Annotated in this window: 12 protein-coding genes; 2 read left to right on the top strand and 10 right to left on the bottom strand. The window is 69.5% G+C overall.

Annotated features, from left to right (window positions below; genetic code table 11):
- Positions 1 to 6: 6 nt before the first annotated feature.
- The 3 genes from QSK35_RS19830 to QSK35_RS19820 all read right to left on the bottom strand — a co-directional run bounded on the left by QSK35_RS19830 (position 7) and on the right by QSK35_RS19820 (position 2,181).
- Entirely contained in the window at positions 7 to 543 is a 537-nt protein-coding gene (locus QSK35_RS19830; RefSeq protein WP_285748227.1) for an EF-hand domain-containing protein, read from the bottom strand.
- A gap of 75 nt (positions 544 to 618) precedes the next feature.
- Positions 619 to 1,860, bottom strand: a complete 1,242-nt coding sequence (locus QSK35_RS19825) for a nucleotide sugar dehydrogenase (RefSeq protein ID WP_285748225.1) — start codon at positions 1,858 to 1,860, stop codon at positions 619 to 621.
- A gap of 24 nt (positions 1,861 to 1,884) precedes the next feature.
- Positions 1,885 to 2,181, bottom strand: coding sequence for a hypothetical protein (locus tag QSK35_RS19820; RefSeq protein ID WP_285748223.1), 297 nt, complete (start codon positions 2,179 to 2,181; stop codon positions 1,885 to 1,887).
- Positions 2,182 to 2,390: 209 nt separating this feature from the next.
- On the opposite strand from QSK35_RS19820, the gene QSK35_RS19815 reads away from it, so the two are divergent.
- Complete coding sequence (locus QSK35_RS19815; RefSeq protein ID WP_285748221.1) at positions 2,391 to 4,094, top strand: IlvD/Edd family dehydratase; 1,704 nt, start codon at positions 2,391 to 2,393, stop codon at positions 4,092 to 4,094.
- On the opposite strand, the gene QSK35_RS19810 is transcribed toward QSK35_RS19815, so the two are convergent.
- Positions 4,075 to 4,599 carry a class F sortase gene (locus QSK35_RS19810; protein WP_285748219.1) on the bottom strand — a complete coding sequence of 175 codons (525 nt, stop codon included), beginning with the start codon at positions 4,597 to 4,599 and terminating at the stop codon, positions 4,075 to 4,077. The two genes, QSK35_RS19815 and QSK35_RS19810, sit on opposite strands and share 20 nt — an antisense overlap.
- Positions 4,596 to 5,381: a DUF4397 domain-containing protein gene (locus tag QSK35_RS19805; RefSeq protein WP_285748217.1), complete on the bottom strand. Its 786-nt coding sequence runs from the start codon at positions 5,379 to 5,381 to the stop codon at positions 4,596 to 4,598. The genes QSK35_RS19810 and QSK35_RS19805 overlap by 4 nt, the downstream gene beginning before the upstream one ends.
- Before the next feature lie 132 nt (positions 5,382 to 5,513).
- Between QSK35_RS19805 and QSK35_RS19800 the strand changes: the two genes are divergently transcribed.
- Complete coding sequence (locus QSK35_RS19800) at positions 5,514 to 5,666, top strand: hypothetical protein (protein ID WP_285748215.1); 153 nt, start codon at positions 5,514 to 5,516, stop codon at positions 5,664 to 5,666.
- Here QSK35_RS19800 and QSK35_RS19795 read toward each other — a convergent pair.
- From QSK35_RS19795 to QSK35_RS19775, 5 genes are all read right to left on the bottom strand, one after another.
- On the bottom strand, positions 5,663 to 7,609 hold the full coding sequence (locus tag QSK35_RS19795; protein WP_285748214.1) for an APC family permease: 1,947 nt from the start codon (positions 7,607 to 7,609) through the stop codon (positions 5,663 to 5,665). The two genes, QSK35_RS19800 and QSK35_RS19795, sit on opposite strands and share 4 nt — an antisense overlap.
- A gap of 52 nt (positions 7,610 to 7,661) precedes the next feature.
- The gene (locus tag QSK35_RS19790) at positions 7,662 to 8,045 is read right to left on the bottom strand and encodes a hypothetical protein (RefSeq protein ID WP_285748212.1); all 384 of its coding nucleotides are present in this window, start codon (positions 8,043 to 8,045) and stop codon (positions 7,662 to 7,664) included.
- A gap of 85 nt (positions 8,046 to 8,130) precedes the next feature.
- Entirely contained in the window at positions 8,131 to 8,811 is a 681-nt protein-coding gene (locus tag QSK35_RS19785; protein WP_285748210.1) for a response regulator, read from the bottom strand.
- A complete protein-coding gene (locus QSK35_RS19780) occupies positions 8,808 to 11,327 on the bottom strand; it encodes a DUF4118 domain-containing protein (RefSeq protein WP_285748208.1) in 2,520 nt (839 codons plus the stop codon). Before QSK35_RS19780 ends, QSK35_RS19785 begins: the two co-directional genes overlap by 4 nt.
- Positions 11,305 to 11,832, bottom strand: coding sequence for a potassium-transporting ATPase subunit C (locus QSK35_RS19775; protein WP_285748206.1), 528 nt, complete (start codon positions 11,830 to 11,832; stop codon positions 11,305 to 11,307). The genes QSK35_RS19780 and QSK35_RS19775 overlap by 23 nt, the downstream gene beginning before the upstream one ends.

Here is an 11,832-nt window from a genome sequence, read left to right as displayed (position 1 = left end):
GTTGGACTAGCGGCCGAGCAGCGGGACGTCGAGTTTGCCGAGGTGGTAGTCGCGCACCGCGCGCACCAGCTCGTCGACGGTCAGCTTGCCGTTGCCGTTGGTGTCGATGGCCTCGAACGACGCCTTCGCCGCCGAGGGCTCCACGCCGATCGCGTCGAGCCACTTGCCGAACTCACGATGGCTCACCTCGCCGTCGCCGTCGGTGTCGCACAGCCCGACGATCGCGCGGATGGTCGGTTCGACCACCCGGCTGAAGCCCGCGTCGCCGCTGGCGAAGACCTCCGCCTCGACGACCTCGGTGAACTGCTCGAGCGTCATCGATCCGTCCGGGCCGACACCCGCCTTGCCCGCGAGGTACTCGAACATCACGATGAAGGCGTTCGTCAGCACGCGGGCCTGCGGGGACTCGGCGGCCTCACCGAAGGCGGCGATGATGCGCCTGGCCTCCGCCTCGTAGTCGGACTTCTCGATCCTGCCGTTGCCGTTGACGTCCCACTTCTCGAAACGCTTCTTCAGGCGGTCGTTCTTGACAGCCGTGGTCATTCCTGGACACTCCTCAATCAGTGCGAAAGTTGGCATGAACGCCCAGCCGGGGCCGACACCCCGGCCGGGTGGGCCTCACAGTCGATCGACCTCCTCTCCGGGCACCCGTCCCGTGATGTCGAGCAGCAGCCGCGCTCGCGCAGCGATGCGGCCGAGATCGAAGGACCCGTGCGCGACGAGCAGGACCGCGACGTCCGCGTCCCGCAACGCGGCGTCCAGGTCGTTCCGGCGAACCCCCAGCGACGGCACGTCGCCCGCGATCGGGTCGTGATAGCTCACCCTGGCTCCGAGCGACGTGAGCCGGGCCGCGATGTGGATCGCCGCGGTCTCGCGCGTGTCCGGGACGTCGGCCTTGTAGGTGACGCCGATCAGCAGGATCTCCGCTCCGCGCAACGGTTTTCCGGCGAGCAGCCGCTCGACCCGATCCGCCACGTGCACGGGCATACCCGCGTCGACCCGCCGGGCCGCCCGCACCACCCCCAGGTCCGCGCCCACGCGCTCGGCGGAGTCGAGCAGGTAGCGCGGGTCGATCGGGATGCAATGCCCGCCCACGCCCGGTCCCGGCGTGAACGGCGCGAAGCCGAACGGTTTCGTCGCGGCGCAGTGCAGCACGTCCCACACGTCGATGCCGATCCGGTCGCACAACAAGGCGATCTCGTTGACCAGCGCGATGTTCACGTACCGGTAGGTGTTCTCCAGCAGCTTGGCCAGCTCGGCCTCACGGGTGCCGCGCGCCACGACGACGGTGTCGACGAACCGGTGGTAGAACGCCGCACAGTGCTTGGCGCACAACGGGGTCCGCCCACTGACGATCTTCGGCGTGTTGCGCACGCCGAAGTTCCGGTTGCCCGGATCGACGCGTTCCGGTGAGTAGCCGAGCGGGAAGTCCTCCCCCGCCAGCAGGCCGTGCCGTTCCAGGATCGGCGCGACGATCTCCTCGGTGGTGCCGGGAAACGTGGTGGACTCCAGCACCACGAGCGTGCCGGGCCGCAGGTGGTCCGACACCGTCTCGGCGGCCGCGCGGACCGCGGTGAGATCCGGCCGACCGTCCGCGCCCAGCCCGGTCGGCACGCAGATCACGATCGTCTCGGCGGAACCGAGCACCTCCGGGTCGGTGGTGACGGTGAAACCCTTGTCCCGCATGGCCGCCAGTTCGGCGTCGGACACGTCCTGCACGTGCGAGACACCGGCGGCGATGGTCTCAGCGACCTGAGCTGACGTGTCGAGACCGGCGACGGACAGGCCGGCCGCGACGGCCGCGGCCGCCAGCGGTAGGCCGACGTAGCCGACGCCAACGACGACGAGATCGACGGACACGAACGTCCCTTCGGGTTGCGGTGATCAGACACGGAAGCTGCCGGTTCCGGGCGCGATGTGCGTGCCGTGATCCGGCGCAACCGTCAGCCCCGGCGTGAGACAGAAGGGGTCGGCGTACGTCGTCACGTCGTCGTTCGTCAGGTTCATGAGCACGTGTGACGCGAGCGGAAGCTTCGTGCAACCACTGGGGTTCCGGTACACCGTCAACTTCTGCAACTCGGTCTCGAACACCACGACCCGGCCGGCCGCGGCCTGTGCGGCGGGCGCGAGCGAGACGAGTAGCGCGCCCGCGACCGCAACGCTGATTCCAGCGCGTTTCATTGGAAACCTCCCCGGTTCCATCGCTCTCCGCAACGTAGCAGTCACCGATTGCGATCACTGGGTTTGGACCCGAACCTCACTCGTGCAGGTTGCTTTGTCACGCAACGGTCATCCGGATGGGCTCGCGCGCAGGTCATCGCCGTGGCGCCACCCGGCATCGGTTCGCCAGGACGAGTGACGCGCTGCGACTCTTTTGCCAGCATGGGTTCGTGGAGCTGCGAAGTGCACAGTGGTACGCCGGTCAGGACCGCAACGCCTACATCCACCGCGCCTGGATGCGGCGCGGCACACCGGACAGCGCGTTCCAAGGCAGACCGCAGATCGCCATCGCCAACACCGCCTCCGACCTGACGCCGTGCAACGCCCACCTCACCGAGGTGGCGGGTGCGGTCGCGAAGGGGGTTTACGAGGCGGGCGGCATCCCGTTGGAGATTCCGGTGGTGTCGCTGGGCGAGACGAACATGCGACCCACCGCGATGCTGTGGCGCAACATGGCCGCGATGGCCGCCGAGGAGATGTTCCGCGCCAATCCCGTCGACGGCGTCGTGCTGCTCGGCGGGTGCGACAAGACGATCCCGTCACTGCTGATGGCGGCCGCGAGCGTCGACCTGCCCGCGGTCGTGGTGCCGGGCGGTCCGATGCTCACGGGGACGTTCCGCGGTGTTCCGCTCGGCTGCGGCACGGACGTGTGGCGGCTCAGCGAGGAGGTGCGGGCGGGCACGTTGTCCCAGGAGCAGTTCACGCGCTCCGAGTCCGCGATGATCCGCAGCCGCGGCCACTGCAACACGATGGGAACGGCGTCCACCATGGCGCTGGTCGCCGAGGCGCTCGGCACCGTCGTGCCCGGCATCGCCGGGACGCCGGCCCCGGACAGCCGGTTGCTGGAAGCCGCGCACGGCACCGGGAACCTGGCGGTGGAGCTGGTCCACCAGGATCGGCGGCCGAGCACCGTGCTCGGCAACGGCTCGTTCCACAACGCGATCGTCGCGCTCGCCGCGATCGGCGGCTCCACCAACGCCGTGGTGCACCTGCTGGCGATCGCCGGACGGCTCGGCATCGACCTGACGCTCGACGACTTCGACCGGATCGGCTCGCACGTGCCGCTGCTCGTGGACCTGCAGCCGGCGGGCCGGTTCCTGATGGAGGACTTCCACCGCGCGGGCGGACTGCTCGCCGTGCTGCGCGAGGTCCGGGATCTGCTGGACCCCGACGCTTTGACAGTCACCGGACGGCCGTTGGTCGATCACCTCGACGACGCGCCGATCTGGGACCCGGAGGTCATCCGCACCCGCGCGGAACCGTTGATCGCCGAGGGCGGCATCGCCGTGCTGCGCGGCAACCTCGCCCCGTCCGGCGCGCTGATCAAACCGGCCGCCGCGTCACCGCATCTCCTCAAACACCGCGGCCGGGCCGTCGTGTTCGACAGCATCGAGGACTTCCACGCCCGCATCGACGACCCGGATCTCGACGTGGACGCCGACTCGGTGCTCGTCCTGCGCGGGTGCGGGCCCAAGGGGTATCCGGGCATGCCCGAGGTGTCGAACATGCCGTTGCCCAAGAAGCTCCTCGAACAGGGCGTGCGTGACATGGTCCGGGTGTGCGACGGGCGCATGAGCGGCACCGCGTACGGCACGGTCGTGCTGCACGTCGCCCCCGAGGCCGCCGCGGGCGGGCCGCTCGCGCGCGTGCGGACCGGGGACGTGATCGTGCTCGACGTCGAAGCGCGGCTCATCGAGGTCGACGTGCCCGCGGAGGAACTGGCACAGCGCACCCCGAACCGGGACGGGTTCGCCGCTCCGAGGCGTGGCTGGGAACGCCTCTACATCGACCACGTCACGCAGGCCGATACCGGCGCTGACCTGGACTTTCTCATCGGGAGCAGCGGCTCGGACGTCACACGCGAGTCTCACTGAGGACGGCCTCGACGATCACGTTCTTCTTATAGCTGCCGGCCGCGCGGTCGAACTCGCCGCCGCACGTCACCAGGCGCAGCTCGGACACCGGTGTCGGCGCGTAGACGAGGTCGGCGGGGAACGCGGTCTTGTCCACCGAATACGACTTGCCGACGACGAACGTGAGCCGGCTGCCGTCCTTGCGGCCGACCACCACCTGGTCCCCCGGCTTCAGCTCGGGCAGGCGGAAGAACACGCCGGGGCCGGTGCGCGAGTCGACGTGGCCCGCGATCACGGCCGGTCCCGCGTCACCGGGCACGACGCCCGCGGCGTACCAGCCCGCGACGTCGGGCTTGGCCGGCGCCTCCAACACGCCCGCCTTGTCCAGGCTGAGGCTGTCGAGCTTGCTGGTGACACCGATCGACGGGATCTCGATCGTCACCGGCGCCGCCGCCTTCTCGGCGTGCGGTTTGATCACGTACGCCAGCCCGACCAGCACCACCGCGCCGATGACGAGCTTCTTCATGTCGACCGCGGCTTCCGCAGCAACACCACCGCCGTGACGACGCACGCGAGCAGCACCCAGACCATCGGCCAGTCGAGGCCGGGACCGCCGGGCGCCATGCCGCCGAACCCGGTCTCCTGACTGCCGGTGGGCGGGACGTCCGCGCCCTTCGCGTCCTTGCGGAACTCGGTCAGTACCTTGCCGTCCCGTTCGATCACGATCACCGAGTACACGCCACCCGGTTCGATGACGCCGTCGACGTTGGCCGGATCGGTGCCGCGCGGCACAACCTGCATCGACTTCGTGTTCGCCGCGACCGTGGAGTAGGCGGTCGCCGAGCCGTACGTGGCGCCGCGGACCAGGGCCGTGCCGTCGCGGACGAGGTCGGCCTCGGCGGCCTTGGGCGCCCCGTCGATCACCCGGACACGGGCGAGCCCGGCCGGCGGCAGGCTCAGGTCGTCCTCCAGCACCTTGCCCGATTTGTCCAGGTCGACGACCGTGTACGCCTTGCCGTCGACGGCCTGGAGCGTGGCGGAACTGGTCGGCGCGGAGCCCGGGTCGGCGCCCGCCGGGCGGATCGTGACGGCGTACGCGCCGGGGTCGATCCGGTGGTAGTCCTGCAGGTAGCCGTACTCCACGTTGGGGATGCGCACCGGGCTGCCGGGGTTAGCCGACGCCGTGATGGTGATGTCCACCCGCGCGTTCTCCGGCGACAGATGCCCCACGCGTAGGTAGGTGCCCGTCGCCGCGCTCGCGGGCGTGCTGGACATGAGGACGAAAAGCAGGACCGCGACCACCCGCATCGGGACCCTCCCTCCGCTCGAACACCAACGGTAACCAGCCGCGTATCCAGAGCCAATACCCACCTGAAGTGGTATTTACGCCGCCCGGCCCGGCCCGAAAGGATGTGAGTCACCCTCCGGAAGGGGTGACCGATGAACGGCAGGGCAGGCGCGGCCGTCGTGGTACTGCTGTCGGCGGCCTTGTCCGTGGTCGCGCTGCTGCGCAGCTGGCAGCTGGCTCTGTTGACGTTCGCGGTGCTCGGGATCTTACTGCTCGCGGTCGGCGTGACGATGAAGCCACGCTAGTGCACCGGTTGCTTCTCGGCTTGGACGCTGGACACGAGCTGCCAGGGCACACTGGTGACCATCACGCCCGGTTCGAACAGCAGTCGTGCCTTGAGCCGCAGGGCGCTCTGGTTGTGCAGCAGGTTCTCCCACCACCGCCCGACCACGTACTCGGGGATGTAGATGCAGACGACATCTCGCGGGCTGCGCACGTGCAGGTTCTTCACGTGGTCGACCACCGGCCTGGTGATCTCCCGGTAAGGCGACTCGATCACCTTCAACGGGATCTTCATGCCCAGTCGTTCCCAGTCCCGTTGTAACGCACGGGTTTCGGTGTCGTCGAGGTTCACCGTGATCGCGGTCAGCGTGTCGGGACGGGTCGCGCGGGCGAACGAGATCGCCCGCAGCGTCGGCTTGTGCAAAGTGGACACCAGCACCAGCGCGTGTACTCGGCTCGGCAGCGTCTCACCGCCGGGGTCGGCGCGAAGTTCCTCGCGCACCCGGTCGTAGTGACGCCGGATCGCCCGCATCATCAGGTACAGCAGGGGCATCGCGATCACGACCAGGTACGCGCCGTGCGTGAACTTGGTGATCAGCACGACGATCAGCACCACCCCGGTGAAGCATGCGCCGAACGCGTTGATCAGGCGGGCGCGGTGGATACGGCGCCGTTCGGCACCCGTGGTGGCGTAGGCGAGCTCGCGGTTCCAGTGCCGGACCATGCCCGCCTGGCACAGGGTGAACGAGGTGAACACGCCGACGATGTAGAGCTGGATCAGCCGGGTCGCGGAGCCGTCGAACGCGTAGATCAGGCCACCGGCGATCGCCGCGAGCACGATGATGCCGTTGGAGAACGCGAGCCGGTCGCCTCGGGTGTGCAGCTGACGCGGCAGGTACCGGTCCTGCGCGAGGATCGAGCCGAGCAGCGGAAAGCCGTTGTAGGCGGTGTTCGCGGCGAGGATCAGGATCAGGGCCGTGGCGGCCTGGATGTAGTAGAAGAAGAACGACTGGTCTCCACCGAACACCGCGGCCGCGAGCTGCGCGATGACCGTCCGTTGTGGATCGGTCTCGCAGTCGCCCGCGAACCCGATCAGGTCGCAGGTGTGTTCGGTGAACCGGACGTCGGCGATCATGGCCAGCGCGGTGACGCCGCCGAACATCGCGATCGAGATGACGCCCATCATGGCCATGGTTGTGGCCGCGTTGTGCGCCTTCGGTTTGCGGAACGCGGGCACGCCGTTGGAGATGGCCTCCGCACCGGTGAGCGCCGTGCACCCGGAGGAGAACGCGCGCAGCACGAGGAACGCGACGGCCACCGTACTCAGCCCGACCTGTTCGGCTCGGATGTCGTAGCCCGCGCTCTCGGCGACCGGTGCGTCGCCGAACACCGTGCGGACCAGGCCGACGCCGATCATCAGCAGCACGCCCACCACGAACGCGTAGGTGGGCACGGCGAACGTCCGGCCGGACTCGCGCACACCACGCAGGTTCATCGCGGTCAGGAAGGCGACGAACCCGAGGTTGATCACCACCCGGTACGGGTTCAGCTCGGGCACCGCGGAGATGATGTTGTCCACGCCGGCGGCGACCGACACCGCCACGGTCATGATGTAGTCGACGAGCAGCGCGGCGGCCACGACCAGCCCCGCCGAGCGACCGAGGTTGTGCGAGGCCACCTCGTAGGAGCCGCCGCCACTGGGGTAGGCGCGCACGACCTGCCGGTAGGAGATCACGACCACCGTGAGCAGCACGGCCACGGCGAGCCCGACCCACGGCGCCAGGTGCAGGAACGCCAGTCCGCCGAGCGTGAGGATCAGCAGGATCTCCTGCGTCGCGTAGGCGACCGAGGACAGCGGGTCACTGGCGAAGATCGGCAGGGCGAGGCGTTTCGGGAGGAGCGTCTCCCCCAGCCGGTCGCTGCGGAACGGTCGTCCGAGCACCACTCGCTTCACCCATGTGGCCACGCCGTCAGCATGGTTGTTCCGCCCGGCCGACGCCGTAAGGAACGTATCAAGATCAGTGGGCTTCGCGTTGGGATTGCATCAAGACGGGCTGTCGCTGGACGGCCGGCGTCCCGCGGATGACGGAGACGATCAGGATCACGCCGAGCGCGTTCAGCCCGAGCACCAGTGCATCGTGGCGCGACTGGACGTTGATCGCCAGGTCACCGAGCCTGCCGAGGACGAAACCCGCGTGCAGGAACCAGCAGACGAGGGCGGTGGCCAGGGTCGCCCGCACTGTGGAGAGGAATCCGATCAGGTCGATGACCACGACCAGCCCGACCACGGACAGGACCGGCTGGCTCGGGGCGCCCGCGGCGACGGCGAGCCCGGTCATCGCGGCCCCGAGGGCGGCGCCCAGCGGGAACCCGAAACCTCCCGATACCAATGGTTTGCGCACAACACCAGTTCAGTGCACGCCGTTCCTTTTGGGGAGTGTCCTTGTCGAACTCCGAACGCGGAACCTGCGCATCCTGACGGGTTCCTTATGGCTCGAAGCGATAACCCATCCCCGGCTCGGTGATCAGATGCCGCGGATGCGACGGATCGACCTCCAACTTGCGCCGCAGCTGCGCCATGTACACCCGCAGGTACTGCGACTCGCCGACATGCGTTGGCCCCCACACCTCGGACAGCAGCTGCTTCTGCGACACCAACCGGCCAGGATTGCGGACGAGGATCTCCAGCAGTCCCCACTCCGTAGGCGTCAGGTGCACCTCGGCGACGTCGCGGTGCACCTTCTTGATCACGAGGTCGACGGTGAACGTCGCCGTCTTCACGATCGGGTCGTCGGTCACCTGCGAGACGGCCGTCCGGCGCACCGCGGCCCGAAGCCGGGCCAGGAGCTCGTCCATGCCGAACGGCTTGGTCACGTAGTCGTCCGCGCCCGCGTCGAGCGCCTCGACCTTGCTCGCCGACTCGGTGCGCGCGGACAGCACGATGATCGGCACGGTCGTCCAGCCGCGCAGCCCGGCGATCACGTCCACGCCTGAGATGTCGGGCAGCCCGAGGTCGAGTACGACCACGTCGGGCTTGTGCTCCACGGCGATGCCGAGTGCGGTCTTCCCGTCGTAGGCCGTCATCACGTGGTACCCGCGCGCGCCGAGGTTGATCCGCAACGCTCTGACGATCTGGGGTTCGTCGTCGACTACCAGGACTGACGTCATGCCGTCTCCTCAGCCGAGTGAACGGGCAGCGAGATCACGATCGTCAACCCGCCGCCCGGAGTGTCCTCCGCGCTGATCTCGCCGCCCATGGCCTCGGTGAACCCCTTGGCCACGCTCAGCCCCAGGCCCACGCCCGACGTCGCGTCGCGGTCACCCAGTCGCTGGAACGGGGTGAAGATCCGGTCGCCCGTCTTCTTGGGCAGGCCGGGGCCGTGGTCGACGATCCGCAGCTCGGCGTGCGAGCCGTGGGTGCTGGCGCGCACCGCGACCTCGCCCTTTCCGTGCCGCAGCGCGTTGTCCACGACGTTGGCCACCGCGCGTTCCAGCAGGCCCAGGTCGGCGCACACGGGCGGCAGGTGCTCGTCTACGTCGACGGTGACCGCGTGCCGGTCCTCGATGCCCGCCAACGCCTTCGCGACCGCCTCGTAGTAGCTCACCGGCCGCAGCAGCGGTGTCACCGAACCGGTCGCGAGCCGTGAGGAGTCGAGCAGGTTGTCGACCAGGCCGTTGAGCCGATCCGCCGACTCCTCCACGGTCGCCATCAGCTCGGAGACGTCCGAAGTGGACAGCGGCAGCGACGGATCGCGCAGGCTGCCGATCGCGGCCTTGATGGACGTCAGCGGGGTGCGCAGGTCATGCCCGACCGCGGAAAGGAGTGCGGTGCGCAGCTCGGTCGTCTCGACTTTGCGTTGCGCGTCCAGGGTTTCCGCGGCCATGCGCTGTTGCCGCAACGCCATCAGCGCCTGGCCCGCCGCGGCCTCCAGCACACGCTGGTCCGAAGCGGGCAGCGTGCGTCCGCGCAACGCCAGGTGGATGTCCGAGGTGACCGCGACGTCCGCGTCGGCCTCGTCCGGCTCGTCACACGGGCGCGGGCCCACGCAGGCGACGCGTTCCCAGCCGCCGGCACGGCGTTCCAACAAAGCCACCGACTCCAGGCCGAAGTTCTCCCGGACCTTCTCCAGCAGCCGCGCCAACGGGAACGGGCTGGTGAGCACCGTGCGCGCGTAGGACGCGAGCAACGCCGCCTCGGTTCTGGCCCGCGCGCCCTGTTCGCCCAACCGGGCCGCGCGGTCGACCACGAGCGCGACGATCGTCGCCACGATCACCATCGCCACCAGGGTGATCACGTTCTCCGGGCTGGCGACGGCCAGGCTGTAGTAGGGCGGGGTGAAGAAGAAGTTCAGCAGGCCGGCGCCGAGGAACGCGGAGAACAGGGCGGGCCCGAGACCGCCCATCAGCGCCACCACGCAGGTGGCGAGCAGGAACCCGACCAGGTCGGTGGAGTAGTCGACGTCGTCGCGCCAGAACAGGCCGAGCGCCGCGGTCAGCGAGGGCAGCAGGACCGCCGCCGCCCAGCCCGCGAGCTGCCTGGATCGGCTGAGCGCGTTGCGGCCGATCTTCCAGCGCAGCCCGCGGCGGGCCGCGTCGTGGGTGACCATGTGCACGTCGATCGGGCCGGAGTCGTGGATCACGGCCGCGCCGATGCCCTCGTCGACCGCCCTCGCCAGCCGCGAGCGCCGCGACGTCCCGAGCACCAGCTGTGTGGCGTTGACACCACGGGCGAACTCCAGCAGTGCCGTCGGCACGTCGTCGCCCACCACCGAGTGGAACGTCGCGCCCAGGTCCTCGGCGATCTTGCGGAACCTGCCGACCGCCTCCGGTGACGGACCGGCCAGGCCGTCGCCGCGCATCACGTGCACCACCAGCAGTTCCGCACCCGCACGCAACGCGATGCGCCGGGCGCGGCGGATGAGCGTCTCGCTCTCCGGCCCACCGGTGATGGCGGCGACCACGCGTTCGCGGGTCTCCCACGTGTCGGTGATCCGCTGCTCGTGCCGATACCGTTGCAACGCCACGTCGACCTGGTCGGCCACCCACAGCAACGCGAGCTCGCGCAACGCGGTCAGGTTGCCGACGCGGAAGTAGTTACCCAGCGCGGCGTCGATCTTGTGCGCGGCGTAGACGTTGCCGTGCGCCAGCCGGCGGCGCAGCGCCTCCGGGGTGATGTCGACCAGCTCGACCTGCTCGGCGCGGCGGACCACCTCGTCCGGCACGGTTTCCCGTTGCGTGACACCGGTGATCCGTTCGACCACGTCGTTGAGCGACTCGAGGTGCTGCACGTTGACCGTGGACAGCACGTCGATGCCCGCTTCGAGCAGCTCCTCGACGTCCTGCCAGCGCTTCTCGTTGCGTGAGCCCGGCACGTTGGTGTGCGCGAGCTCGTCCACGATCGCGACCTCGGGCGCACGGGCGACCAGGCCGTCGATGTCCAGCTCGGTGAACTCGAGGCCGCGGTGGTGGATCTCCTTGCGGGGCAGGATCTCCAGGCCCTCGAGGAGGTTCGCCGTCTTCTCCCGGCCGTGGGTCTCGACGAGCCCCACGACCACGTCGGTGCCGCGCTCCCGGCGCCGGTGAGCCTCGCCGAGCATGGCGAAGGTCTTACCGACGCCGGGAGCGGCGCCGAGGTAGATCCTCAGCTCACCCCGGCGAGCGTCAACGGGCGGCGTCGATGGCACGGTTCAACGCCGTCACGTTGACGGTGGTGGCGAAGGTGCCGCCGGTGCCGGCCGACACCAGCTCACGCACCTTCTCCACCGGCAGCCCGGTCGCGCGCGCCACTCGAGGCACCTGCAGCGCCGCGTACTCCGGGCTGATGTCCGGGTCGAGACCGGACGCCGACGCGGTCACCGCGTCCTGCGGCACGCTCTCCTCCGCCACACCTTCGCGCTGGGCGATCGTCGTGCGCAGCTCGGCGATCTTCCTGGTGTAGTCCTCGTTGCGCTCGCCCTTGTTGGACGCGCCGGACGCGGGCAGCGTCGCGGCCGACGGGCGGGGCACGAAGTACCGGTCACCCTCGCGGGTCACCGCCACCAGGGTGGTGTCCACGGCCTCGGCGTTGGCGTGCAGGCCGGGGATCCGGCTCACCGCCCACACCGCGGCCGGGTAGGCCACGCCGGTGATCAGCGTGAGCACCAGCAGGACGCGGAGTCCGGCCAGCGACTGCTTGACGAAGTTGTCCAT

Origin of the sequence: Lentzea sp. NBRC 105346 (assembly GCF_030269605.1) — a bacterium.
Lineage (GTDB): Bacteria > Actinomycetota > Actinomycetes > Mycobacteriales > Pseudonocardiaceae > Lentzea.
The sequence above is the reverse complement of the archived record's forward strand: the minus strand, read 5'-3'. Positions and strand labels throughout refer to the sequence as shown.